The sequence below is a fragment of the Photorhabdus heterorhabditis genome (assembly GCF_018448905.1).
In the GTDB taxonomy this organism is placed as follows: domain Bacteria; phylum Pseudomonadota; class Gammaproteobacteria; order Enterobacterales; family Enterobacteriaceae; genus Photorhabdus; species Photorhabdus heterorhabditis.
Genome location: NZ_RCWA01000002.1, coordinates 197,828 through 222,812, shown reverse-complemented (window position 1 = coordinate 222,812; position 24,985 = coordinate 197,828). Strand labels below are relative to the sequence as shown.

The 24,985-nt window shown below is 40.8% G+C and carries 22 protein-coding genes and 1 other annotated feature; of the genes, 14 read left to right on the top strand and 8 right to left on the bottom strand.

Annotated features, from left to right (window positions below):
- Positions 1 to 118: 118 nt before the first annotated feature.
- Positions 119 to 1,321, bottom strand: coding sequence for a serine hydrolase (locus EAE89_RS02185; RefSeq protein WP_054474978.1), 1,203 nt, complete (start codon positions 1,319 to 1,321; stop codon positions 119 to 121).
- A gap of 190 nt (positions 1,322 to 1,511) precedes the next feature.
- Between EAE89_RS02185 and EAE89_RS02180 the strand changes: the two genes are divergently transcribed.
- A complete protein-coding gene (locus EAE89_RS02180) occupies positions 1,512 to 2,132 on the top strand; it encodes a glutathione S-transferase family protein (RefSeq protein WP_054474980.1) in 621 nt (206 codons plus the stop codon).
- A gap of 6 nt (positions 2,133 to 2,138) precedes the next feature.
- Here the strand turns inward: EAE89_RS02180 and EAE89_RS02175 are convergent, their stop codons facing one another.
- On the bottom strand, positions 2,139 to 2,966 hold the full coding sequence (locus tag EAE89_RS02175) for an SDR family oxidoreductase (RefSeq protein ID WP_214085300.1): 828 nt from the start codon (positions 2,964 to 2,966) through the stop codon (positions 2,139 to 2,141).
- Between the two features lie 426 nt (positions 2,967 to 3,392).
- Positions 3,393 to 3,517 (top strand) — a sequence feature (His leader region).
- Positions 3,518 to 3,543: 26 nt separating this feature from the next.
- Here EAE89_RS02175 and hisG point away from each other — a divergent pair.
- From hisG to hisIE, 8 genes are read left to right on the top strand one after another with little or no spacing between them, the layout of a single operon-like run.
- Positions 3,544 to 4,443: an ATP phosphoribosyltransferase gene (gene hisG / locus EAE89_RS02170; protein ID WP_054474984.1), complete on the top strand. Its 900-nt coding sequence runs from the start codon at positions 3,544 to 3,546 to the stop codon at positions 4,441 to 4,443.
- A gap of 6 nt (positions 4,444 to 4,449) precedes the next feature.
- Positions 4,450 to 5,766: a histidinol dehydrogenase gene (gene hisD / locus EAE89_RS02165; protein WP_214085299.1), complete on the top strand. Its 1,317-nt coding sequence runs from the start codon at positions 4,450 to 4,452 to the stop codon at positions 5,764 to 5,766.
- A 2-nt stretch (positions 5,767 to 5,768) separates the two neighbouring features.
- A complete protein-coding gene (hisC, locus tag EAE89_RS02160) occupies positions 5,769 to 6,872 on the top strand; it encodes a histidinol-phosphate transaminase (RefSeq protein ID WP_149616521.1) in 1,104 nt (367 codons plus the stop codon).
- Positions 6,872 to 7,939, top strand: a complete 1,068-nt coding sequence (hisB, locus tag EAE89_RS02155; protein WP_054474990.1) for a bifunctional histidinol-phosphatase/imidazoleglycerol-phosphate dehydratase HisB — start codon at positions 6,872 to 6,874, stop codon at positions 7,937 to 7,939. Before hisC ends, hisB begins: the two co-directional genes overlap by 1 nt.
- Positions 7,939 to 8,529, top strand: a complete 591-nt coding sequence (hisH, locus tag EAE89_RS02150; protein WP_054474992.1) for an imidazole glycerol phosphate synthase subunit HisH — start codon at positions 7,939 to 7,941, stop codon at positions 8,527 to 8,529. Before hisB ends, hisH begins: the two co-directional genes overlap by 1 nt.
- A 5-nt stretch (positions 8,530 to 8,534) precedes the next feature.
- Complete coding sequence (gene hisA, locus EAE89_RS02145; protein ID WP_054474994.1) at positions 8,535 to 9,272, top strand: 1-(5-phosphoribosyl)-5-[(5-phosphoribosylamino)methylideneamino]imidazole-4-carboxamide isomerase; 738 nt, start codon at positions 8,535 to 8,537, stop codon at positions 9,270 to 9,272.
- Positions 9,254 to 10,030: an imidazole glycerol phosphate synthase subunit HisF gene (hisF, locus tag EAE89_RS02140; RefSeq protein ID WP_054474995.1), complete on the top strand. Its 777-nt coding sequence runs from the start codon at positions 9,254 to 9,256 to the stop codon at positions 10,028 to 10,030. The genes hisA and hisF overlap by 19 nt, the downstream gene beginning before the upstream one ends.
- Entirely contained in the window at positions 10,024 to 10,629 is a 606-nt protein-coding gene (hisIE, locus tag EAE89_RS02135) for a bifunctional phosphoribosyl-AMP cyclohydrolase/phosphoribosyl-ATP diphosphatase HisIE (protein WP_054474997.1), read from the top strand. The genes hisF and hisIE overlap by 7 nt, the downstream gene beginning before the upstream one ends.
- Positions 10,630 to 10,953: 324 nt before the next feature.
- Here hisIE and yiaY read toward each other — a convergent pair whose 3' ends face one another.
- Positions 10,954 to 12,105 carry an L-threonine dehydrogenase gene (gene yiaY / locus EAE89_RS02130; protein WP_214085298.1) on the bottom strand — a complete coding sequence of 384 codons (1,152 nt, stop codon included), beginning with the start codon at positions 12,103 to 12,105 and terminating at the stop codon, positions 10,954 to 10,956.
- Between the two features lie 286 nt (positions 12,106 to 12,391).
- On the opposite strand from yiaY, the gene EAE89_RS02125 reads away from it, so the two are divergent.
- The 3 genes from EAE89_RS02125 to EAE89_RS02115 all read left to right on the top strand — a co-directional run bounded on the left by EAE89_RS02125 (position 12,392) and on the right by EAE89_RS02115 (position 15,794).
- Positions 12,392 to 12,883, top strand: a complete 492-nt coding sequence (locus tag EAE89_RS02125) for a YbaK/prolyl-tRNA synthetase associated domain-containing protein (protein ID WP_214085297.1) — start codon at positions 12,392 to 12,394, stop codon at positions 12,881 to 12,883.
- Positions 12,884 to 13,469: 586 nt separating this feature from the next.
- A complete protein-coding gene (locus EAE89_RS02120) occupies positions 13,470 to 14,090 on the top strand; it encodes a beta/gamma crystallin domain-containing protein (protein WP_054475003.1) in 621 nt (206 codons plus the stop codon).
- Between the two features lie 1,074 nt (positions 14,091 to 15,164).
- Positions 15,165 to 15,794, top strand: a complete 630-nt coding sequence (locus tag EAE89_RS02115; RefSeq protein WP_149616519.1) for a beta/gamma crystallin domain-containing protein — start codon at positions 15,165 to 15,167, stop codon at positions 15,792 to 15,794.
- A 193-nt stretch (positions 15,795 to 15,987) separates the two neighbouring features.
- Here the strand turns inward: EAE89_RS02115 and gndA are convergent, their stop codons facing one another.
- Positions 15,988 to 17,394 (bottom strand): NADP-dependent phosphogluconate dehydrogenase, encoded by a 1,407-nt coding sequence (gene gndA, locus EAE89_RS02110; protein ID WP_054475007.1) that lies wholly within the window; start codon positions 17,392 to 17,394, stop codon positions 15,988 to 15,990.
- Between the two features lie 249 nt (positions 17,395 to 17,643).
- Here gndA and EAE89_RS02105 point away from each other — a divergent pair, with 249 nt between their 5' ends.
- Together EAE89_RS02105 and EAE89_RS02100 are read left to right on the top strand one after the other, a co-directional pair.
- Positions 17,644 to 19,215, top strand: coding sequence for a TerC family protein (locus EAE89_RS02105; protein WP_054475010.1), 1,572 nt, complete (start codon positions 17,644 to 17,646; stop codon positions 19,213 to 19,215).
- A gap of 327 nt (positions 19,216 to 19,542) precedes the next feature.
- Positions 19,543 to 19,980 carry a GNAT family N-acetyltransferase gene (locus tag EAE89_RS02100; RefSeq protein ID WP_149616517.1) on the top strand — a complete coding sequence of 146 codons (438 nt, stop codon included), beginning with the start codon at positions 19,543 to 19,545 and terminating at the stop codon, positions 19,978 to 19,980.
- A gap of 273 nt (positions 19,981 to 20,253) precedes the next feature.
- Here the strand turns inward: EAE89_RS02100 and asmA are convergent, their stop codons facing one another.
- From asmA to apbC, 4 genes are all read right to left on the bottom strand, one after another.
- On the bottom strand, positions 20,254 to 22,086 hold the full coding sequence (asmA, locus tag EAE89_RS02095; protein ID WP_214085296.1) for an outer membrane assembly protein AsmA: 1,833 nt from the start codon (positions 22,084 to 22,086) through the stop codon (positions 20,254 to 20,256).
- Between the two features lie 54 nt (positions 22,087 to 22,140).
- Positions 22,141 to 22,722 carry a dCTP deaminase gene (gene dcd, locus EAE89_RS02090; protein ID WP_054475017.1) on the bottom strand — a complete coding sequence of 194 codons (582 nt, stop codon included), beginning with the start codon at positions 22,720 to 22,722 and terminating at the stop codon, positions 22,141 to 22,143.
- A 55-nt stretch (positions 22,723 to 22,777) separates the two neighbouring features.
- Positions 22,778 to 23,419 (bottom strand): uridine kinase, encoded by a 642-nt coding sequence (udk, locus tag EAE89_RS02085; protein WP_054475018.1) that lies wholly within the window; start codon positions 23,417 to 23,419, stop codon positions 22,778 to 22,780.
- A 243-nt stretch (positions 23,420 to 23,662) separates the two neighbouring features.
- Positions 23,663 to 24,775 carry an iron-sulfur cluster carrier protein ApbC gene (gene apbC / locus EAE89_RS02080; RefSeq protein ID WP_054475019.1) on the bottom strand — a complete coding sequence of 371 codons (1,113 nt, stop codon included), beginning with the start codon at positions 24,773 to 24,775 and terminating at the stop codon, positions 23,663 to 23,665.
- Positions 24,776 to 24,985: the final 210 nt, after the last annotated feature.

The following is a 24,985-nucleotide window of genomic DNA, read 5'->3' as shown; positions in this document are numbered from 1 at the left end:
TCAAGTTGCTGCTTGTTGGCTGTGTTCACTTACCCCAGTCACAGAGTTATCTATGCTCCTGGGGATGCGTTCTCTTGCCACCGCGCTGCAAATTGAAATCTATTGGGTATACATTAAATCAACCAAAAATTGCATTAAACCAGCTGCCAACTTTCATGACGATAAAATCCCAGATACGACTGAAAAAACCGCCTTCTTCAACCGTTTCTTTAACAACCAATGGGCGCTGTTCAATAACTTTATCCCCTAATTGAAAATTAATCACACCCACAACCTGATTTTTAGCCAAAGGTGCTTCTAATAGCGTCTGATTCAACGTGTAACTGGCCTTCAAGTTTTTCAGTTGACCGCGGGGAATAGTGATTGCCGCATCTTTTTCCACCCCAAGAGCAACATCTGAACGATCACCATACCAGACCTTTTCTGAAACAAATGGCTCACTGACTTTAATTGGTGTCACTGTTTCATAAAAACGGAATCCCCATGAAAGTAACTTTTCGCTCTCTGCAAAACGAACCCGATCACTTGGTGCCCCCAGTACAACAGAAATCAGCCTCATTGGTCCCTCCGTCGCTGAAGCAACCAGATTATGACCCGCACCACGGGTATATCCTGTTTTCACACCATCCACATTCATATTTTTATTCCATAGCAATCGATTACGATTAGGCTGTTGGATGTTATTAAAAGTGAACGCTTTCTCTTTATGAAGGACATACTCGTCAGGAACATCACGGATCATTGCCTGGCTTAATACCGCCATATCACGAGCAGTACTGAATTGCCCTTCAGCATCCAATCCATGAACGGTTTGAAAATGGGTATTAGTCAATCCAAGTGCTTTTGCATAATTATTCATCAGACTGACAAACACATCCTGACTACCTGCCACATAATCAGCTAAAGCAATACTGGCGTCATTACCCGACTGAATAACAATGCCACGATTCAGGTCAATCACTTTTACCCGATCACCAGGCTTGAGAAACATCAGAGAAGAACCTTTCAATACCGGATTACCCGTTGCCCAAGCATCCTTTCCCACAATAACCACGTCTTCTAGCGTGATTTTTCCTGCTTTTATCGCCTGACCAACCACATAACTGGTCATAATTTTTGTCAGACTCGCTGGATCAAGCCGTTCATCAGGATGATGAGAAGCCAGGATTTTACCGCTGTCATAATCCATCAGCACATAAGCTTTAGCATCCACCGAAGGAACAACCGGTTCATCCGACGCATAAGCGTGAGTATTTGTTACTAATATTACTGTCAGCACAGCAGTAACACATTTCATCGTCATAGCCAGATTTCTCTTCATTAAATGTTCCCCCTCTTACTTGCAAGAAAAATATCAAATTTCTACTAATATATGATGTTGTACGATAAGAAACCAATGTAACGATGTAAAGATTGTGCTAATCATTAGTTTTAATTTAAGCTGATTGATAAGAAAGGAATGACAGATAGCAATAAATGATTTCCTAATATTCCAATTCAAGGAGAAACCAATGCTAACCGTTTGGGGCCGTAAAAACTCTTCTAATGTAAAAAAAGTACTTTGGTGCCTGAAAGAACTTAATGTGCCGTATAACCAGATAGATATTGGCGGTAAATTTGGCAAACTGGATGATCCGCAATATCTGAAAATGAACCCGAATAAACAGATTCCCTGTTTACAAGAAGGTGATTTTATCTTGTGGGAATCTAACGCGATTGTCCGTTATCTTGCAGCAAAATTCGGTGAAAATGTTCTCTATCCGCAAAACTTACAAGAGAGAGCAAATGCGGAAAAATGGATGGATTGGTGCGGTTCACATTTATTTCCTCACATCAGACAGCTAATGATAGGTATTATTCGCACACCTGAAGCAGAACGGGATCAAAAGCAAATAGAACAAACAATGACTGAAATTGAAAAACTGATGGAAATAGCAGATAACGCCTTAACAGAACAAGAATACTTTTCCGGCGATAAATTTGGTATGGCAGATATTGCATTAGGACCCATGATCTACCCTTGGCTTAATGTCCATATCAAACGTCCATCTTTGCCAAATATTGAACGCTGGTATCATCTGATGACAGAAAGACCAGCGTTCAGAGAAATTGTCATGATTGAATTAACTTAATAAAAATCAACTCATTGGCATCCATCCAGGGTCTGGATATTGATATTTAAATCCTAACTCCTTACAAATACGACTACCATCAACAATCTTACTCTCCACCTGAGTTTTTTCTCTGACAAATTCAGGTGGAATTAAATCAAGCTGACCACTGACTTTAGGATAAAATTCCGCTTTGGTTGGATGAACAGGCGCACATAAATTATAAATATGACCACCTTTGGACCTTTGAAGTAACAAATTAATGGCTGAAATAACATCATCCTGATGAACCAGATTTACCAGCTGAGCACCACCTTTTACTTCTTTCTTCCCCGCCAAAAAACGCCCGGCATGACGGCCACTGCCCACCAGCCCCGCCAAACGCAGAATATCAACGGAAATATTTGGTAATTTATGCAACCAGTTTTCCAATTCAACCAATGCCTGAGCTGATGGTGTTTCAGGGCGAAAAGGAGCATCTTCATTGAGTTTACCGGCCATAACCCCATAAACAGAAGTGGAACTGGTGAAAATAATCCTCGGCACCGAGTATGACAGGGCAGTATCAACCACTAACTGAACCGCCTTGACATAGTTATAACTGCCACCTGCGGTACGACTTGCCGGTAAAGTAATAATCAACACATCGGCTGTCATCAGTTGTTCCAAGTCATCAGAAGCACAGTTAATCTGAGGTTCCAGTTGTAACAGATAACATTCAATGCCGCACATACGTGCTGCTTCTACGCCATCTGGCGTTGTTTTACTACCAACAACCTGCATACCGCTATAGCTCAATGATTTGGCTAATGGCATCCCCAACCAACCCAGACCGATAATGGAAACTTTTTTCATCACCACGCCTTCTATGTCTGATATTGCGTTGATTATGCAAACAATCTGAACATTAAGCTACTGTTATTATTGACCCTGTATTTTTCCTATGGAAAACGATATCTCAAGTAAAAACAAGATATTATTAAAATATAAATTTCTTTTTAAAAATAGGTTGCTTTTAACCTGCCAAATCGTATAGGTTGAATAGCAAGCAAAAAATTGAACCACTGCTGGTCAACCACAAAACAATCGGCAGCAAGCAGTCACTAATAGAAATATACCCAATAGATTTCAATTTGCAGCGCGGCGGCAAGAGAACGCATCCCCAAGAGCATAGATAACGATGTGACTGGGGTAAGTGAACGCAGCCAACAAAGCAACAGCTTGAAAGATGAAGGGTATATATAGAAAAAGAGAAGCCATTATGATCCGTATTCAGTTCAACCATCATCACCATCATCCTGATTAGTCTTTCAGGCTGTTGTGTACTGGAAGACGTTTAGCGGGTCTTCCGGTGGCATGAATGCGATACAAAACCCTCGGAAGAATTCTTCCGAGGTTTTTTTTATGTTTCCAATTTTCAATGGGGATAAAAATGTTAGATAAATCACGTTTACGTATAGCAATGCAAAAATCTGGCCGGTTGAGTGAAGATTCCCGCGAGTTGTTATCTCGCTGTGGTATTAAAATCAATCTGCAACAACAACGCCTGATTGCATTCTCAGAAAATATGCCTATCGATATCCTACGGGTACGTGATGACGACATTCCGGGGCTGGTTATGGATGGCGTCGTTGATCTGGGCATTATTGGTGAAAACGTACTGGAAGAAGAGTTATTAAATCGTCGTGCCCAGGGAGAAGATCCACAATATTTCACTTTACGCCGTCTCGATTTCGGCACTTGTCGTCTTTCACTGGCGACTCCACTGGGTTACAACTATACCGATGTCGAATGCCTACAAGACACCCGTATCGCCACCTCTTATCCTCACCTGCTAAAACGTTACCTCGACCAGAAAAAAATCCGCTTTAAATCCTGTCTGCTAAATGGCTCAGTCGAAGTTGCACCTCGTGCCGGATTAGCAGATGCCATCTGTGATCTCGTTTCAACGGGTGCAACACTGGAAGCAAATGGTCTGAGGGAAGTGGAAGTTATCTACCGTTCAAAAGCCTGTCTTATTCAACGTGACGGTGAAATGCCAGCCGAGAAACAGCAATTGATCGATAAACTGATGACTCGCATTCAAGGGGTAATTCAGGCCCGTGAATCTAAATACATTATGTTGCACGCCCCCAGTGAGAAACTCGAAGAAATCATTTCTCTGCTACCCGGGGCAGAGCATCCAACTATTCTTCCTCTGGCTGGTGATCAAAACCGTATTGCCATGCACATGGTGAGCAGTGAAACGCTATTTTGGGAAACCATGGAGAAACTTAAATCTCTTGGCGCAAGTTCTATTTTGGTTTTGCCAATTGAAAAAATGATGGAGTAAACAAAGATGATGACATGCTTCAAGCCCCTAGTTCGTTGGCAAGAATATAATGGTAAACAGCAACAAGCTTTACTGACACGTCCTGCTGTTGGCGCTTGCGAAGAAATTTCCCACACAGTGGAACAGATTCTGGATGCGGTCAAAGAACGGGGCGATCACACCCTGCGCGAACTTAGTCTACGTTTCGACAAAACCGTCATTGAAAATATCCGTATTTCGCCGGAAGAAATAACTGCCGCAGATAACCGCCTCAATAAAAATATTAAACAGGCAATGCAGCAAGCAATGAATAATATCCGCATCTTCCACGAAGCTCAAAAACCTGTAAAGATTGAAGTAGAAACTCAACCAGGGGTCCGTTGCCAGCAAGTAACACGGCCTATCGATTCTGTCGGGTTGTATATCCCTGGCGGTTCAGCGCCATTACCCTCTACAGTTTTGATGCTTGGAACACCTGCCAAAATAGCAGGCTGCCGTAAAGTTGTGCTTTGTTCTCCACCTCCTATTGCAGATGAAATTCTCTATGCTGCCAAATTATGTGGGATTACAGAAATATTCCAGATTGGCGGTGCTCAAGCCATTGCAGCTATGGCGTTCGGAACAGAATCCGTCCCTAAAATAGACAAAATTTTTGGCCCAGGTAATGCTTATGTCACTGAAGCTAAGAGGCAAATTAGCCAACGAATAGATGGCGCCGCCATTGATATGCCCGCAGGCCCGTCGGAAGTGCTTATTATTGCTGATAAGGATGCAAACCCAGTATTTACTGCCGCCGATTTACTTTCACAAGCAGAACATGGCCCAGATTCACAAGTCATATTGGTAACTCCTGACGAAAAGCTAGCCAAAGAAGTTGTAAAGGAAATCGAGAAACAACTGTCCCAACTTTCCCGCAATCTGATAGCGACTAAGGCGCTAGAACATAGCCGCATTATCGTGACAGAAAGCCTGCAACAGTGTGTAGAAATCAGCAACTGCTATGGCCCTGAGCACCTGATTATCCAAACTCGTCAGCCAGAACAATGGGTTGAAAAAATCACCAATGCGGGGTCTATTTTCCTCGGTGACTGGTCGCCGGAATCTGCGGGAGATTACGCTTCAGGAACCAACCACGTCCTGCCAACCTATGGCTACACCGCAACTTATTCCAGCCTTGGTCTGGCTGATTTCCTGAAACGTATGACTATTCAGCAACTGACTCCGCAAGGATTATTAAACCTATCTCAGACCATTGAAACACTGGCGCAGGCAGAACAACTAACCGCTCACAAAAACGCAGTAACTTTACGCGTAGCAGCACTAAATATTGCAGATAAGGAGTAAACATGGATAACATTTTTGATGTCAATCTGTTAGCACGGGAAAATGTGCGCAAATTAATACCTTATATGTCCGCCCGTCGCCTCGGAGGCAACGGGGATGTCTGGTTGAATGCCAATGAATACCCACTGGCACCTGATTTCCAGTTCACTGAGCAGACACTAAACCGCTATCCTGACTGTCAGCCGGTATCCGTCATTCGCCGTTATGCTGCCTATGCTGGTTTACAACCTGAGCAAGTACTTGCCTGTCGTGGTGCCGATGAATCCATTGAACTCCTGATCCGCGTATTTTGTGAACCTGGGCAAGATGCTGTTCTGTTCTGCCCTCCGACTTATGGCATGTACAGTGTCAGCGCTGAAGCTTTTGGTGTCGAACAAAAGAAAATTGCCACTCAGGAAAATTGGCAACTGGATATCAAAGAAATTGAAAATAACCTCGACCAAGTAAAACTGCTCTACATTTGTAGCCCTAATAACCCAACAGGGAATCCCATTAATCCTACTTCACTGCGCAAAATTCTGGAACTGACCACCAACCGCGCAATCGTCGCGATTGATGAAGCATATATTGAATTCTGCCCGGAAAATAGTATCGCAGGCTGGCTAAAAAACTATCCGAATTTAGTTATTTTGCGAACCCTCTCGAAAGCTTTTGCTTTAGCTGGTTTGCGCTGTGGATTTACTCTCGCCTCTGTGGATATTATCGCCCTGTTATTGAAAGTCATTGCGCCTTACCCGCTTTCTACTCCCGTTGCGAATATTGCAGCACAAGCACTGACAGCAGAAGGTATCGCCGTTATGCAAAAACGGGTTGTTGAAATAAAGGAGAACCGCGACTATTTGCAGTATGCCCTGAATAAATTAGCAATCGTTGAAAAGGTATTTTCCAGTGAAACCAACTACATACTAGTGAAATTCTATGATGCTGAAATAGTTTTCAGAACCTTATGGCATCAGGGGATTATCCTGCGCGACCAGCGCAAACAGTCCGGTTTGGATGGTTGCCTGCGGATCACTATAGGCACTCGTGAAGAGTGTGAACAGGTGGTTGAAGCCATTAGCGCCCTTTCCACTAAAAACAAACAACCAAAGGAAATAGAAAGCTGATGAACCAGAAACTACTTTTTATTGACCGAGATGGCACGCTGATTACTGAACCACCAGCAGACTTTCAAGTTGATCGCTTGGACAAACTAGCACTGGAAACTAACGTTATTCCCGCATTGCTTGCCCTGCAAAAATCAGGTTTCAAACTGATTATGATCACCAATCAGGATGGGCTGGGTACAGAAAATTTTCCATTAGCGGAGTTTGAACCGCCACACAACCTGATGATGCAAATTTTTCACTCTCAGGGGATCAATTTCGATGAAGTTTTAATCTGTCCTCACAAACCCGCAGACAACTGCAATTGTCGTAAGCCAAAAACAAAACTGGTGGAAAAATATCTGGCAGAGGGTTTAATGGATACAGCTAACAGTTATGTTATTGGTGATCGGGAAACCGATCTGCAACTGGCTAAAAATATGGGTATTCAGGGATTGCGCTATCATCCTGAAAGTCTTAGCTGGTCAACCATAAGTGAACAATTGACTCGTCAAAATCGTTACGCTTACATTCAACGTGTCACTAAAGAAACATCCATCGACATTGAAGTTTGGCTCGATCGTGAAGGTGGCAGCAAAATCAATACTGGCGTCGGATTTTTTGATCATATGCTGGATCAAATTGCAACCCATGGTGGTTTCCGCATGAATATTCAGGTTAAAGGCGATCTCTGTATTGATGATCACCACACCGTTGAGGACACCGGACTAGCACTCGGAGAAGCATTAAAACTGGCTCTGGGCGATAAACGAGGCATCTCTCGTTTTGGTTTTGTATTACCCATGGATGAATGCCTTGCTCGCTGTGCTCTCGATATCTCCGGTCGCCCGCATCTTGGATATAACGCTGAATTCAAATATCAGCGAGTAGGTGATCTGAGCACCGAAATGATCGAGCACTTCTTCCGCTCACTCTCTTATACAATGGCCTGCACACTGCACCTGAAGACAAAAGGCAATAATGATCACCACAGAGCGGAAAGCCTATTTAAAGTCTTTGGCCGGACACTACGTCAGGCGATTCGGATAGAAGGCGATACACTGCCAAGTTCCAAAGGGGTTTTGTGATGAAAGTCGTCATTCTTGATACTGGCTGCGCCAACTTATCATCTGTGGCTTATGCCATCCGCAGATTAGGTTATGAACCAGAAATCAGCCGAGAAACAGCAACGATCCTGGCAGCAGATAAATTACTTTTACCCGGCGTTGGTACTGCCAGTGCAGCAATGGATCAATTGAAACAACGGGAACTTATACCGTTGATTAAAGTACTGAACCAGCCTGTATTAGGTATTTGCCTTGGAATGCAGTTATTCGCGACTACTAGCGAAGAAAGCAATAATGTAACGATGCTTGGACTTATTGATTCACCCGTCAAAAAAATGGCTACCAATCAGCTTCCGTTACCACATATGGGCTGGAATCAGGTACTGCCAAAAGCGGGACATCCGCTATTTCGGGGCATTGGAGACTATGCCTACTTTTACTTTGTCCATAGTTACGCAATGCCAATCAATGCACACACAATTGCTCAAACTAAATATGGCAATACTTTCAGCGGCGCAATCGCTAAAGACAACTTCTTTGGGGTGCAATTCCACCCTGAACGTTCCGGCGCTGCTGGAGCCAAGCTACTAAAAAACTTTTTGGAGATGTAAGTGCAATGATTATACCGGCATTAGATTTGATTGATGGTAAAGTAGTACGGTTACATCAGGGAAATTATTGTCAACAGCGAGACTATGGACATGATCCTCTGTCCTATTTTCAACAATATGAACAACAGGGAGCAAAATTGCTCCATCTGGTCGATCTGACAGGTGCTAAAGAACCGTCAGCTCGTCAAATCCCTTTACTCAGTAAGTTACTTTCAGCTGTTTCCATCCCTGTTCAGGTCGGTGGCGGCATCCGCACAGAAGAAGATATAAAAGTACTACTTGATGCCGGAGCTAAACGAGTTGTTATCGGTTCTACCGCCATAAAACAATCCACATTAGTTACTCAATGGTTTAAACATTATGGTCCAGAAGCTATTGTACTGGCGCTGGATGTTCGCATCGATGATGCAGGTGTAAAGCAAATCGCTATCAATGGCTGGCAAGAGAATTCAGCAGCCACTCTGGAACAAGTTATTGAACAATATCTACCGTTTGGATTGAAACATGTACTCTGTACCGATATTTCCCGTGATGGCACGCTGAACGGCTCAAACATTGAATTATATCGGGAAATTTGCCAATGCTATCCACAAATTGCACTTCAGGCTTCCGGGGGCATTGGAGCATTAAATGATATCGCATCCCTACCTGCCAGCGGTGTAGCTGGGGTTATTATTGGCCGTGCATTACTTGATGGGAAATTTACCCTGACGGAGGCAATTCAATGTTGGCAAAACGCATAATCCCTTGTCTTGACATCCATGATGGACAAGTAGTTAAAGGTGTTCAATTTCGTCATCACGAAATCATCGGCGATATTGTTCCACTCGCTCAGCGCTATGCGAAAGAAGGCGCAGATGAATTAGTTTTCTACGATATCACCGCTTCATCTGATGGACGAGTAGTAGATAAAAGTTGGGTATCCAGAGTCGCAGAAGTGATTGACATTCCTTTCTGCGTTGCTGGTGGTATTAAGACTGTCGAAGATGCAGGACAAATCCTCTCATTTGGTGCAGATAAAATCTCCATTAACTCCCCTGCACTTACTGACCCAACCTTGATTACCCGCCTGGCAGATCGCTACGGCGTTCAGTGCGTAGTCGTCGGGGTTGATACCTGGTTTGATGAAATTACTGGTGGCTATCGGGTTTATCAATTCACTGGTGATGAGAAACGTACAACAGCCACTCAATGGCAAACTCTTGATTGGGTAACAGAAGCACAACGCCGTGGCGCAGGTGAAATCGTGTTAAATATGATGAATCAAGATGGTGTACGCAATGGCTACGATCTGGTTCAGCTGAAACAGGTACGCGACATCTGTCATGTTCCTCTCATTGCCTCTGGCGGAGCAGGAGCACCAGAACACTTCCTTGACGCCTTTAAACAAGCAAATGTCGATGGTGCACTAGCCGCATCTGTATTCCATAAACACATTATTAATATTGGTGAATTAAAACAGTACCTTTCACAACAAGGCGTGGAGATAAGAACTTGCTGACCATACAACAAATCGAAAAATTGGATTGGGAAAAAGTCTCCTACATGATGCCAGTTATCGTGCAACATGCGGTATCCGGGGATGTCCTAATGATGGGATATATGAATAAAGAGGCGCTTAATATCACTATTAGCTCGGGCAAAATCACTTTCTTTTCCCGTCGCAAACAACGTTTGTGGACCAAAGGTGAAAGCTCTGGACATTTTCTTAACTTAGTTAAGATTTATCCAGATTGTGACAATGATACTCTACTGGCACTCGCTGATCCGATCGGCCCTACCTGCCATTCTGGTACAAACAGTTGCTTCGCTCCGGCACAAACTGAATCGGGCTTTCTCTTTCAACTTGAAAAATTGCTGGCTAGCCGTAAAACAGCCGACCCAAACAGCTCATACACAGCAAAGTTATATGCCAGCGGCACTAAACGAATCGCTCAAAAAGTCGGTGAAGAAGGCGTAGAAACTGCTCTGGCAGCTACAGTTAATAACAGAGAAGAACTTACAAATGAAGCGGCTGACCTGATGTATCACTTAATGGTTCTGCTGCAAGATCAAAATCTGGATCTCAGTTGTATTATTCGCCGGTTAAGGGAAAGATGAGCGAGAAATCAGGTAACTTGCTCCCACTACTAAATCACAAGTGATTAAATTCCCAGAAAGTTGCAGGGTACTAGTAATAATGCCCGCTTATCTCCATATGGTAATCAGCATGTACCTTGACTTTTTTTACCCATGTGTAGCTGCAATTATTGTTAAGAAAATATGCCACCAAGAATATGTTCTTACGGGAAGCAAGAGCAATTGTATAGCTCATTGATGAGCACAGTTGTAGGACAGCCGAGAAACTGACCCAATTAGCCACAAATATTTTGGGTCAGTTTAACAATGTGTAGATAATTATGCCCTATGAAATGAGGATTTACATCACATGGCAGCTTTGAAAATTGCAACGATTTCTTCGTGGGTAGCCTGAACTGGGGTAGTCAAACAACATATATCTTTCAAAGCATTAGTTGCCAACATTGGCAGATCTTCCAGTTTGACATTCAGTTCAGCCAAACCAGCTGGAATGCCAATATCTTTTGACAGTTTACGAATTTCATCAATACACGCTGCCGCCCCTTGCTGATCATCCATGGTTCTTACATCTACCCCCATTGCCGCAGCAATATCCTTCAAACGACCAGCAGATACTTTGGCATTAAATTCCTGAACATGCGGTAATAAAACCGCATTACATACACCATGTGGTAAATCATAGGAACCACCCAATTGGTGAGACATGGCATGAACATATCCCAGTAACGCACTATTAAATGCCATACCCGCCAGAAATTGTGCATAGGCCATGTTTTCACGGGCTTCTATGTTACTCCCATCTTCTACTGCTTGGCGTAAGGACTGACTAATCATAGTGATCGCTTTTAGTGCACAAGCATCCGTTATTGGATTGGATTCTTTAGAGAGATAAGCTTCAACCGCATGGGTCATTGCATCCATTCCCGTCGCCGCAGTTAAACTTTTCGGCATTCCTACCATCAATTCTGGATCATTCACCGACAAAATAGGGGTTATATTTTTATCAGCGATAACCATTTTAATATGGTGCTCAACATCAGTAATGACAGAGAAACGTGTCATTTCTGACGCAGTACCCGCAGTAGTATTAATGGCAATTAACGGCAAATGTGGTTTAGATGATCGATCAATACCTACATAATCCCGGATATCTCCGCCATTGGCTGCTAGTAACACAATAGCTTTTGCACAATCATGCGGTGAACCACCACCTAATGAAATAATGCAATCGCTATTATTCTGACGCAATATAGTCAGACCTTCAGAAACGTTAACCGTCGTCGGATTCGGGTTTGTACCATCGTAAATCGTACTTTCAATACCCACATCAGCCAGCAAAGATTGAACTTTTGCTACTATTCCAAGTTCATTTAAAATATGGTCAGTCACAATTAATGCTCGCTTGTAACCATAATCTTTCATCGAATTTACCGCTTCAACCAGACAGCCAACTCCAATCATATTGACTAATGGCATAAAAAATTTAGTCGTCATCATTGACAATACCTTAATATTAAATAGTTATAATATGGAAATATATAAAAAAACCCCAAGACTTAAAAATCACCTCATAGAACTATAAATAATAGCTCCATTTAAACCATACATCTCAAAAAACCATATACCCAATGAATTTCAGTAAGATCAGATGATATCCATTCGGATACATATCTTATAATGTTTTTATTTGGTAATATGTTTTGGTGAAAATATAATTAATAAAATAATTATGAAAACTCATAGATCAATTCATTACATTATTACTATTACTTAGGAGTTTATTTTGTCCTCTAACGAAATATTTAGCAATCTAACTACATTACTGGATGAAAATCATGCCTGTTATCGAGTCATTGAACATCCAACCGCAGAGCGCTCTGAAGAAGTTGCAAAAATCCGTGGCACACAGCTTGGACAAGGAGCAAAAGGACTGGTTTGTCATGTCAAAGGAGAAGGATTTCGTCAATATGTGCTTGCTGCTCTTCCTGCGGATCAACAAGCTGACCTCTCTTTACTAGCAAAACAGATTGGGGGTTCTCGCGCATCACTGGCAAGCCCTAAAGAAGTTTCTAAACTGACACAATGTGTATTCGGTGCTATTCCACCGTTTAGTTTCCATCCAGATCTGAAACTGGTTGCTGACCCTTTACTGTTTGAACGTTTTGATGAACTGGCATTCAATGCTGGAAGCCTTGAATGCTCAGTAATTCTCAACACCAAAGATTATCTCCGGATCGCACAACCTGAACTGGTTAATTTTCGTCGGGTAGAATAAACATCATTAAAGAAAATTAAAGTAGCCATAGACAGGGAGCAGAAACATCATAAGTTAATTCCACTTCTAACTTGAAGTAAATAGATGATCATCTAATTCAATTAATCAAAAACTAATTAAACAGCCTATAAAAATAGGCTATTTAAGATATTATCTTAAATATATTCATTCAAAATGTTAACTATCCTACTTCCCTGTAAATTTATATCATTAGGTAAAGACACCATTACAAACATGTTATATAAACGTAAAGTTCATAGATATAGTTATCAAATGCTACAAACATCTAATTATTCAATGTTTAGCCATATATTCAAAAGCATAAATTACATTTCGTAATAATTTTCCCATCCACAGAAAAGTGTTTTTTGATAATAATTCTCAATTACGTCAATCTCAGAGATTTTATTTTAAATATCGACCAGAAATGATTTATCAATTATATTAATGCTATATTGCCAATAATTTAATACATCTTCTCGTTATATTTTATTAATACAAAATTTCCATAATCATTGTATTCTAAAACCGCTTTAGGAAAGAAAGATTATACTCTTTTAAAATACATCTTAAGGAACAGACAAATATGACAAATAAGCTAATTACAGGTGCAACCTTTTTCGATAGAAAATACTTTCTGGGCGAATCACACCATTACCCAGAAAACGATAGTATTATTCCTCTTCCTTACGATCTTAATGATAGATTTCGTTCAGTAAGAATCGGAACGCTATCAAAAGTTTATGCATGGCGTCACCTTAGTGATTGTGAGCCAGGTCAGCGCTACCGTGAATGGGAATTTGATCACCCAGATATTGATAGAGAAATTAGAGGATTATCTAAGTTTAAAGTGACATCAAAAGATACATGCTTGGTTGCATTAAGAGTCATTGATGATACTAATTCAGGCATAAAATTTTCCATGTACACGAATACCCATTGCGTAGGTCCGGTTGAAACGACAACTGATGATGATTATGCGCTTGTTGGCATACTCCCATTTAATACAGAATTAGTCACCGCTATTGCAATAAGAAATACCCATACTGGAGAATATATTAATAACGGATCATTCTATTTTTATCGTGATTCAAATGGTGTTGTTACTATTGATGAGAAGGCTAATTTCCCTAAAAATCTTAGCATAGTCAATGCAGGTAATAATCGCTTTGACATTCATATCATTAGTACCGAGTTTTCTCACTAATCCTGGCGTAATATAACGATAATTAATTATCGTTTTCAGACAAGCTACGTTCTGAAAATTTAAGCTACACCGTTGCGGCATAGCATCAAGAACCGCAACGGTGTATTCTATTATTCTTGAAATTTTTCGTTGCTAAAAATAATTTTTTATTTATCTCAACGTAATGAAATAAGGGATTATGAATAATTTATATACCTGTTATCTTTCAAGTTGCCTCTGTTCACTTACCCCAGTCACAGAGTTATCTATGCTCCTGGGGATGTGTTCTCTTGCCGCCGCACTGCAACTTGAAATCTATTGGGTATAGGCTCCCAGGGATTCGCTCCCTTGCCGTCGCGATCCATCTTGAAATCTATTGGGTATAAAAGTGATGTTCTTTTACGGAAGACTAAGTTTTTAATAATAAGTCATTCTTTGCTATAAATGGCTTTCTTCATAAATTATCATATAAATTTTTAACACCTTAAAATAAGACATCAAATTAAGCCATACTAAAATAATTATCATGACCTGTATTTATTCAGATAGATATTTCTCTAATGATTAATTTCATAAATTATATATAAATCCAATTATTAAATTACTAAACATTTTTCAAATGGAATTTTCCCAACATTATCAACAAGTAATAATTTTATAATTCATTCTAAAAACACCAAACATGAAAAACATTCATAATAAAATGATAACACGAAAGATAAATTAAAAAAATCATCAAACATTCACATTCCAAACAGTGTATTACATTATATTAACATGATTAAAAAGACATTATTCATGTGTTTTTCTGACTGACTTTACTTTATACATTTTTGTGCTATTTTTAATATTACTTAGTCTAATATTATTATTTTTTAAATGGGAGTTTAACATCTAAAGATAAGGAATAAATGCATTACCAGTGACAAATATTACATCAAAAAGCACTCGCTAATTCGCATGAAAATTATAACCAAGTAAATACTATAACTCTAATATGATCAGGTATGCTTTCAAGAAAGTGTCACAAAGTAACTTAATAATTATTATATTGTTTTTTTGATAAATTAAATCAACTTTAAGGAGTAGAGAATAATGGTAAAAAAATCAATTACAGGTGTAACCTTCTTCGAAGGAAGAAACTATCAAGGTAAATCACACGATTACCAAGAGCTAGATAAAATTATATCGCTTCCTTCTCATCTTAACGATAAATTCCTTTCAGTAAAAATTGGAAAATTATCAAAAGTTCAGGCATGGCGTCACTATAACGATCCAGAGAATAGATATTATGAATGGGTAGTCGACAATCCAGATATTGATAAAGAAATTAGAGGGTTATCTAAATTTAGAGTCACTCAGAAAGATACCAGACTGATTGCTCTAAGAGTCATTGATGATACTCATTCAGATATAAAATTCTCCCTAACCACTAAAATATATAATGGAGAAGGACAAGATAAAATTGAAGTTAATACTGCGACAGGTGAAGATTATGTTGTCGTAGATGAACTCCTTATACAGGAAAAGTTAGTAACTTCAATTTACGTAAGAAATGTCAACACCGGAGAATATATTGGGAACGGATCATTCTATTTTTCTTATGATGTACATGGTATCGCAACTATTGATGAAGGTCTCAATTTCCCAAGAAATCTGAAATTGGTCCACGTAGGAAAGAATCGCTTTGATTTTCATATCATCAATACCAATCCCATTGCTTAATGTGATAAGACAATGATCTACTGTCTCTTTTAGGTTGGTCATATTCAAATTTAGGCCACACCGTTGCGGTAAATATTGATTATAACCGCAACAGTGTGTTTCTGGATTATCACAGAGGGCAATGCTATATCATCCCTGACGAACGCTTCACTCTCCTTGCTCATTACCTCACTTTAAATTGTGATAACCGAATTCACTCCATCCATTCAGTATGAAAGACACCTTCTTTATCAGTACGCTTGTAAGTATGAGCACCAAAGTAGTCACGCTGTGCCTGAATCAAGTTTGCGGGTAATACCGCTGAACGGTAGCTATCGTAGTAAGAAATAGCTGCGGAAAAAGTAGGAGTCGGGATACCATTCTGCACACCATAAGACACAACATCACGCAGTGCCTGCTGATACTCATCAGCAATTTTCTTGAAATAGGGTGCCAACAACAGGTTAGCAATATCAGCATTTTCAGTATATGCATCAGTAATTTTTTGCAAGAACTGAGCACGAATAATACAACCTGCCCGGAAAATCCCAGCGATCTCGCCATAGTTCAATGCCCACTGATATTCATCGGATGCAGTTTTCAACTGCTGGAAGCCTTGAGCATAAGAAACTATTTTACCCAGATAAAGCGCACGGCGTACTTTCTCAATAAATTCAGCTTTATCCCCCTTGAATGGTTGTATTACCGGCCCACTCAGAACTTTAGCAGCCGCGATACGCTGATCTTTCAGAGAAGAAATATAACGTGCAAATACAGATTCCGTGATCAAAGTAACTGGAATGCCTAGGTCAAGGGAACTCTGGCTGGTCCATTTACCCGTACCTTTATTTGCCGCTTCATCCAAGATCACATCAACCAGATATTGACCGTTTTCATCCTTCTTACGGAAAATGTCAGCTGTGATTTCAATCAAATAGCTACTCAATTCACCGTTATTCCAATCGGTGAAAATCTCAGATAGCTCTTCATTGCTCAAGTTCAGAGAATATTTCAATAAAGAATAGGCTTCAGCAATAAGCTGCATATCACCATATTCAATCCCATTGTGGACCATTTTCACATAATGACCGGCGCCATCCTGACCAATATACGCGACACAAGGCTCCCCTTCAGCCTTAGCCGCAATCTCTTGCAAAATTGGAGCAACTAACTCATACGCTGCTTTCTGACCACCAGGCATGATAGAAGGGCCTTTCAATGCCCCCTCTTCTCCCCCGGAAACCCCAGTACCGATAAAATTAAAGCCTTGAGCAGAAAGTTCCCGATTACGGCGGATAGTATCCTGAAAATAAGTATTACCACCATCAATCAAAATGTCACCTTTATCCAGATGTGGTGTCAGTGAGGCAATAGTTTTATCAGTTGCTTCACCAGCCTTAACCATTAGCAGAATACGACGCGGTTTTTCCAGTGAATCGACAAATTCTTCGATAGTGTAATTTGGAACTAATTTTTTCCCTGGATTCTCGGCAATGACTTCGTCAGTTTTATCACTGGAACGGTTAAATATAGATACGGAATAACCACGGCTCTCAATATTCAGTGCCAGGTTACGCCCCATCACTGCCATACCAACAACACCAATCTGCTGCTTGGACATGAATAACTCCTGTCTGATGATAATACTGCCCACCAATAATGATTATTGCTGGACAATTTGTTAATGTGATCACATGTTAACTCAGGATTAGGCTTAGTGGATAGTTCATTGGTGCAATCGATACTGCCATCCCTCATTTTTTTAAAAAAACTTCCTCATATGAAAAATCAACTATTGAAATTTTATGAGTCAATGCCCATTATTCATAGCTCGGCATAAGCCGTCATATTAAAAGGTAAAACAAACTGTATGGAATGGATCGCAGATCCAACGATATGGGCCGGACTGGCTACTCTTATCGTTCTAGAAATTGTCCTCGGAATCGACAACTTGGTTTTTATTGCCATTCTGGCAGATAAACTTCCTGAAAAACAAAGAGATAAAGCACGTATTACAGGGCTAACCTGTGCACTACTGATGCGTGTCGTACTACTTTTTAGTCTCTCTTGGCTGATAACGCTAACTAATCCATTAATTACGCTTTGGGAACATCCATTCAGTGCCCGTGACCTGATTATGTTAGTGGGCGGCCTCTTCCTGCTATTCAAAGCAACTATGGAGTTGAATGAACGGCTGGAAGGGAAAGATGCGCACTCAGGACAACAACACAAAACTTCTAAATTTTGGACGGTTGTCGTTCAAATAATTGTCCTTGATGCCGTATTTTCATTAGATTCAGTGATTACCGCTGTCGGTATGGTGGATAATATCGGTGTCATGATCGCGGCAGTAACCATTGCGATGTTCCTGATGATACTGGCAAGTAAGCCGCTAACAACCTTCGTCAATGCCCACCCGACAATCGTGATTCTCTGTCTAAGTTTCTTACTGATGATTGGCTTCAGTCTGGTAGCAGAAGGCTTTGGTTATCACATACCAAAAGGTTACTTGTATGCCGCTATCGGCTTCTCAATTATGATTGAATCCCTAAACCAATTCGCTCAGTTTAACCGCCGCAGATTTCTTACTGCTTCCCGCTCACTACGTGAAAGAACCGCAGAAGCCGTTTTACGTATCCTTAGCGGTAAACATGAAAATGCAGAATTGGATAATCACACATCCAATCTGATTTCTGACAATCAAGAAGTGTTTGATCCACAAGAGCGCCAGATGATTGCCCGAGTGCTGGGTATGGCTCAACGTAACGTCAACAGTATCATGACCTCCCGCCACGATGTGGAGTATCTTGATATTAATGCCCCAGCAGAAAACCTGACGCAAATACTGAGTAAAAGTCCTCATACACGCATTGTTGTAACAGATGAAAATACCAGTGATGAACCATTAGGTGTTGTCCATGTTATTGATCTGCTCAACCAACAACTTAATCAACAGCCTTTTGATTTACAGTCGCTGATAAAACAACCTCTGATTTTCCCAGAGCATCTTTCACTCCTTCAAGCGTTAGAACAGTTCCGTCGGGCACAAACTCATTTTGCGTTTGTGGTTGACGAATTTGGTTCCGTGGAAGGTGTGGTTACTCTGACAGATGTCATGGAAACTATCGCAGGTAATTTGCCAGTAGATGGTGAAGAAACTGATGCCCGACATGACATACAAGCAACTGAAAATGGTTGCTGGATTGCCAATGGTTATATGCCACTGGATGATTTGATCCTTTATGTTCCTTTGCAACTGGATGAAAAGCGTGAATATCAAACCTTGGCAGGTTTATTAATGGAACATTCACAACATATTCCACAACAAGGTGAACAATTTCAGATTGGTAATTACTTGTTTGAACCACTGGAAGTTACCAGTCACCGGATCAATAAGGTAAAAATTACACCGCTCGTTTCAGAGGAAGAAAATAAAGAATAATTCAGTGCTATTGTTCACTAAGAGTATTTCCCATCACTGAGTTTTTCCTCTGGGACAAAATAAAACCCGGTCAGTTTAAACTGTACCGGGTTATTTTTAGCTTTTGTTATCAATACCATATACAGATACGGTTAATAGTTCATCTCATAAAAACTTGCTCAAATACTCAATGTTAAGTGACCTAAAATTATAGGAATGGAAAACACAGTCCCATAGCTTTGCAATTCAATAAACTTCATATAAACTGCCAATCGGTAATACTATTAATCTATACCCAATAGATTTCAAGAGGCAACTTGAAAGATAACAGATATAAAAGGATATTACGTGAATATAGCCCTTACAGATGTGAATAAAGACAATTATGAAGATGTCTGTGACTTAACGGTAACCAAAGACCAATATGAATATGTTGCAGATAATACATGGTCACTGGTTGAATCAAAATTCAACCCATCATATCAAACACGCGCAATTTGCTTAGACGGCAAACCTGTTGGATTTTTTATGTGGGTACCAGAAACAAACAGAAGAATATCGATTTGGCGTTTTATGGTAGATAAACACCATCAAAACAAAGGTATTGGACGCAAAGCAATGCAGCTAGCCCTTCACGAAATTAAACAGACAGGTGGATTGGAAGAAATCGAAATCTGTTACAAGCCAAATAATCTTGTAGCGAAAGACTTTTATGCCAGTTTTGGTTTCGTTGAAGTCGGCATGGATGAAAACAATGAAGAAATGCTAGCAATTATTAAAATGTAAACTGGCAACTCCTCTTGATGTTCAAATTGGCTCTTCAGGTAACCATAAGAATATTATTTATGCATCCAACTAAGCTGAGTAGTTAATTGTCATATATGAATACCACTCAATGCTCAGCTTCTTAACGATACACTATACCCTTCATCTTTCAAGCTGCTGCTTTGTTGGCTGCGTTCACTTACCCCAGTCACATAGTTATCTATGCTCCTGGGGATGCGCTCCCTTGCCGCCGCGCTGCAATTTGAAATCTATTGGGTATAGATCAAACACGGGCTAACTGTTATTACGTTCAACCCAATCGGAAATTGCCTGTTTTGCTTTATTTTCCAACTCATTACGTAGTAATTGTTCTATATCAAGATGGTATTGCAGATTATCCCAATTACCGTAAATCCGTAATGGTACTTTCAGCTTTCTCAAACGGCGAACCAGCTCATTATCCGCACCCCACTCTTGAGTTATCTGTACTTTTAAGGCGACATCAACATTTTGTTTAAGTAAATTAGCTTTACCCTGACCGTTAATATTCAACAAATCAGATACAGCATAAAGCTGATTGATTTTTATATCACCCTGGTTAAGCACAGCTTTAACATTAAGCTTTTTAGCGCCAGTAAAGTTACCCACATTATCTGGAATATTCACTTTATTCGTTATACGGGCAACAGATTGCTGGATTAATTGTGGAATATTCAACCCATGCATTTTGGCATCAACTAAACTGAAATTAAGATCACCCTGCCAAGCATGCGAAATAGCATAATCGTCGTATCCTTTACCAGAAAGATCCCCGTTCAGATTGAATTTACCACTAAATACCAGTGGTAAAGAAAATGCTTTTAGTACGGGTTCCAATTCTATATTTTGCAGTAAAGGCTTTGTATGTAATCTAAGCTGATCACCTGTTGCATCCAGAATAGCTGGAATAGAGAAGTGACCACCAAACAATTCTCCACTCAGGGAAGAAATTTCAGCAAGCCCCCTATGACTGACCGCCTTAAATATCAGGTTATCGATCTCCATTCCCCGATAAATAAATTTGTCCGCATTAATGGTAACATTAGCATTAAAATCATTCAGAAATTTAGCACTATAATCAGGCTGCGCAGAGCTTGAAACTGCGATCACAGGTTTGGCTAAGCTATTTTCTACTCGATAATAGCGTTTAATTTCCGAATCATCTTTAGGAGGCAGATCCCATCCCACCAAATTATCTAAGTTCAGCTTTTTGGAAGATAAATTTATCTGATAATCAGGATATGCTGCTAATATTGCCTTTATACTGCCAGACAACTCACTCTCATTGGCAGTGAAATTAAGCGCCTGTAAAGAGATTGTTTGTGGCTCCCCAGTGGTTTCTTCCTGGTAAACTGCATTAACTTTCCCTGAACCACTGATGCCCCCCGTGGGGATACCAACCCCTTGAAGCTGATAATCAAAAGAATCAATATTACCGGCAACACGATAAGGATAATCAGCAATATCTACGTCTGCATTAAGATTAAAAGCAAGTTCTTGCTGATTTTTACTGACCTTACTGCTCAACTCCACGCTGATATGGTTTTGGTCGTCCCGCTCCATCAGCAGATTAATATCACGGATATTTAATTGAGAATGATCACTATCCTGCCAGATAAGCAAACTATCCGCGATCTTAATTTTGTCAATATCAAGCTTCCAGCGTTCACCTTTGCCTACAGGATTTACTATATTTCCTTTCGGTGCAACGGGTTCATTCTCTTTTTGCTGAGACTTGCTCTCAGGAGTGAATTGCAACACCGCCCCTTTCAGCATGACCTCTTTAACCGCAAGCCGATGCGAAAAAAGTGGCCACAACTCAACATCCAAACGCATATTTTCTGCCGTAACCGTTGGCTGTATCGCATTTGGTGCAGTCAATGACATACGTCCGGTAATGATGCTAAGTTTTGGCCAGACATGCCAGCGCATACTATCTTGCATGACGAGATGATAGCCACTCTTCTTTTGCACCTGTTTAATCATATAAGCACGAAAGTCATTCGGATTTACTAACATGACTAATGCTACCAAACCGGCAATAATCACGACCAGCAAAATAACCAGTGTCGTTAGTAATCTCTTCATGACTTCCTCAGCTAATGTCAAAGCGGTAAATGTAACTCAGTAACCATTGCCGTATTAATCTTCATCAATACGGCTACCTACCGCGCCTTGCTGGTTTTTATATTTCGCATCCTGACGACGGTTATATGGACGATCAGCCGAACCAGACAACGGTTCAAAACTCAAAGCCCCAATCACCATACCCGGACGTAATGCCAGAGGCAACTTACCAGAATTATAGAATTCGAGAACAATCTGACCATGCCAGCCCGGATCAATCCGATGTGCTGTCACATGTACCATTAATCCAAGACGGGCAAGAGAAGAACGCCCATCAAGCCACCCCACCAAATCATCAGGCAGCGTAACGGATTCCAAAGTGACAGCCAGTGCCAACTCTCCAGGATGAAGGAAAAAAACTTCATTATCAGACAGAATAATTTCATCACTCATCACGCGATCAAGAGCAGCACTAACTTCATCTTTTGGGCCACTCAAATCAATATATGCGGCAGTATGACCACGGAAAACACGAAACTGATTTCCAAGGCGAACATCAGCAGTTGCCCCATTAATTCGTTCAATCGGCGGACGTGGAGAAATGACCAGTTTACCTTCATCAAGCCATTTAATAATGTCGCGATCACAGAGTCGCATTATTTTCCCTCTCAAATACGATGATGCTCATCAACGCCTGATAAGCAAAGCTTTATTATTCGCAGAACTGACCAATTTTGGCTTTCAATACATCAATCGCTACCCGGTTTTTACCTCCGCGCGGCACAATAATATCTGCATATTGTTTTGATGGTTCAATAAATTGCAGAAACATTGGACGCACGGTTTTATGATATTGCTCAATAACAGAATCTAAAGAACGTCCCCGTTCATGAACATCCCGTTTAATCCGGCGCATAAGACAAATATCCAATGGCGTATCAATGAAAATAGAGAAGTCCATCTCCTGACGCAAGCGTTTATCTGTCAGTAACAAAATACCTTCCAGAATGATAACTCTTTTTGGTGCAAAATGAATCGCTTCTGGTTTGCGGGTATGAGCAACATAGTCGTACTGTGGTAATTCAATTGATTTACCGGCTTTCAAAGCTTGCAGGTGAGCAAAGAGCAGATTGTGATCCATTGAACTTGGATGGTCATAATTGGTCTTATAACGCTCCTCCATTGATAGATCGCTTTGGTCTTTATAGTAGCAATCTTCTGGTATAATACCGATATTGTGATCACCAACCTGAGCGCGTAATTCACGGTAAAGTGTATTAGCAATGAGACTTTTACCTGAGGCAGATGCACCGGAAATTCCTACAATTGTGCACTGGTGTGCTTCGTCAGCCATAATAGAGATAACCTGATTCTAGAAAAAATGGGGAACAAAGCACCGATGAGTGCTGAGTCGGGCGAGATTATAGGGAGTTAATTGTATCTGTTCCAGTGTAAACAAGATTAAGTCTCATTTTTTCGAAGCGTTTCGCATAAAAAGCATGCAACAAGTAAAATCTGAAAAGAATTTTTTCTTCATATACACAAAAAACGGGCAATGAAAAGCTCAATTACCCGTTCCATCAGTCAAATTAGATTCTTAAACCGCGCGGAATGAAATCTCCGTCGGAATCTTCTCACCCTGCCAGTACATTTGTGCAGAAATATTCGCTGCAATTTCACGGTAAATATCCGTGAATTCACTATCAGGATTACTGATAACGGTTGGTTCACCACGGTCTAGATCTTCACGTAAGGAAATATGCAGGGGGATTTGTCCCAGTAATTTGCAGTTATATTTAGCTGCCAATTTTTCCGCCCCTCCAGTACCGAAGATAGGCTCCAGATGACCGCAGTTGCTGCAAATATGCGCACTCATGTTTTCAATAATACCCAGTACAGGAACCTTAACTTTTTGGAACATCACGATGCCTTTCATCGCATCAATCAATGCAATATCCTGTGGCGTTGTTACCACCAGAGCGCCAGTTACCGGAATATTTTGTGACAAAGTAAGCTGAATATCACCGGTTCCTGGTGGCATATCAATAACCAGATAATCAAGATCCGGCCACAATGTATCTTGTAGCATCTGCATCAATGCTTTACTGGCCATCGGGCCGCGCCATACCATTGCATTGTCATCGGTCACCAGATAACCAATTGAGTTAGTGGCAAGGCCGTGAGTCATGATAGGCGCCATATGCTGCCCATCTGGAGAAGTTGGGCGCTCTTTAGTTGTTCCCAGCATATTCGGGACAGAAGGACCGTAGATATCTGCATCCAAAATACCCACTTTTGCACCTTCCTGAGCCAGCGCCAGTGCCAGATTTACGGCTGTACTGGATTTACCTACACCGCCTTTGCCTGAACTGACCGCTAAAATATTACGGACACCATTAATTCCCGGCAGATCGTTAGCACGACGTAATGTGCTGATATCATGGTTCAGTTTCCACGCAACAGATTTTGCACCCGTTATCGCCTGCAATTTTTGGGTTGTTGCCTGTTTCAACGCTTCAAAGCCACGCTGCCACACGAACGGCATTATCAATTCAATATGTAGAACACCATCAAGCATCGTGCAGTGATGCAGTGCTTTTAGAGTTGTCAGATCGTGTTCCAATGTCAGATGTGTAAAGGTAGCAAGTATTTTTGTTACCTGAGATTTCAGCAGGTCAGGATTGGTCTGCTCGGGGGATTGTGAGTTCATCCCGGCTCCTTTGATTATCGCTATTACCTAAAAACCATCTTTTCATCATAACAGAACCAAACGAGTTCGGATAAGATCAGGTATAAAAACTCATTTCCAGCTCACTGATTCGATTTTTATTCAATAAAACTCGCTAAGATTAAGTGTTACCCTAGCGACAATTTTTCTGATCAGGTAACATCGAATTCCCTTTTTCACTTATGGAAGTCA

What these genes read in the sequence shown, in the direction of transcription:
- EAE89_RS02185 (WP_054474978.1), bottom strand. Translation starts at nt 1,321, where the DNA reads ATGAAGAGAAATCTGGCTATGACGATGAAATGTGTTACTGCTGTGCTG.
- EAE89_RS02180 (WP_054474980.1), top strand. Translation starts at nt 1,512, where the DNA reads ATGCTAACCGTTTGGGGCCGTAAAAACTCTTCTAATGTAAAAAAAGTA.
- EAE89_RS02175 (WP_214085300.1), bottom strand. Translation starts at nt 2,966, where the DNA reads ATGAAAAAAGTTTCCATTATCGGTCTGGGTTGGTTGGGGATGCCATTA.
- hisG (WP_054474984.1), top strand. Translation starts at nt 3,544, where the DNA reads ATGTTAGATAAATCACGTTTACGTATAGCAATGCAAAAATCTGGCCGG.
- hisD (WP_214085299.1), top strand. Translation starts at nt 4,450, where the DNA reads ATGATGACATGCTTCAAGCCCCTAGTTCGTTGGCAAGAATATAATGGT.
- hisC (WP_149616521.1), top strand. Translation starts at nt 5,769, where the DNA reads ATGGATAACATTTTTGATGTCAATCTGTTAGCACGGGAAAATGTGCGC.
- hisB (WP_054474990.1), top strand. Translation starts at nt 6,872, where the DNA reads ATGAACCAGAAACTACTTTTTATTGACCGAGATGGCACGCTGATTACT.
- hisH (WP_054474992.1), top strand. Translation starts at nt 7,939, where the DNA reads ATGAAAGTCGTCATTCTTGATACTGGCTGCGCCAACTTATCATCTGTG.
- hisA (WP_054474994.1), top strand. Translation starts at nt 8,535, where the DNA reads ATGATTATACCGGCATTAGATTTGATTGATGGTAAAGTAGTACGGTTA.
- hisF (WP_054474995.1), top strand. Translation starts at nt 9,254, where the DNA reads ATGTTGGCAAAACGCATAATCCCTTGTCTTGACATCCATGATGGACAA.
- yiaY (WP_214085298.1), bottom strand. Translation starts at nt 12,105, where the DNA reads ATGATGACGACTAAATTTTTTATGCCATTAGTCAATATGATTGGAGTT.
- EAE89_RS02120 (WP_054475003.1), top strand. Translation starts at nt 13,470, where the DNA reads ATGACAAATAAGCTAATTACAGGTGCAACCTTTTTCGATAGAAAATAC.
- EAE89_RS02115 (WP_149616519.1), top strand. Translation starts at nt 15,165, where the DNA reads ATGGTAAAAAAATCAATTACAGGTGTAACCTTCTTCGAAGGAAGAAAC.
- gndA (WP_054475007.1), bottom strand. Translation starts at nt 17,394, where the DNA reads ATGTCCAAGCAGCAGATTGGTGTTGTTGGTATGGCAGTGATGGGGCGT.
- EAE89_RS02105 (WP_054475010.1), top strand. Translation starts at nt 17,644, where the DNA reads ATGGAATGGATCGCAGATCCAACGATATGGGCCGGACTGGCTACTCTT.
- asmA (WP_214085296.1), bottom strand. Translation starts at nt 22,086, where the DNA reads ATGAAGAGATTACTAACGACACTGGTTATTTTGCTGGTCGTGATTATT.
- dcd (WP_054475017.1), bottom strand. Translation starts at nt 22,722, where the DNA reads ATGCGACTCTGTGATCGCGACATTATTAAATGGCTTGATGAAGGTAAA.
- udk (WP_054475018.1), bottom strand. Translation starts at nt 23,419, where the DNA reads ATGGCTGACGAAGCACACCAGTGCACAATTGTAGGAATTTCCGGTGCA.
- apbC (WP_054475019.1), bottom strand. Translation starts at nt 24,775, where the DNA reads ATGAACTCACAATCCCCCGAGCAGACCAATCCTGACCTGCTGAAATCT.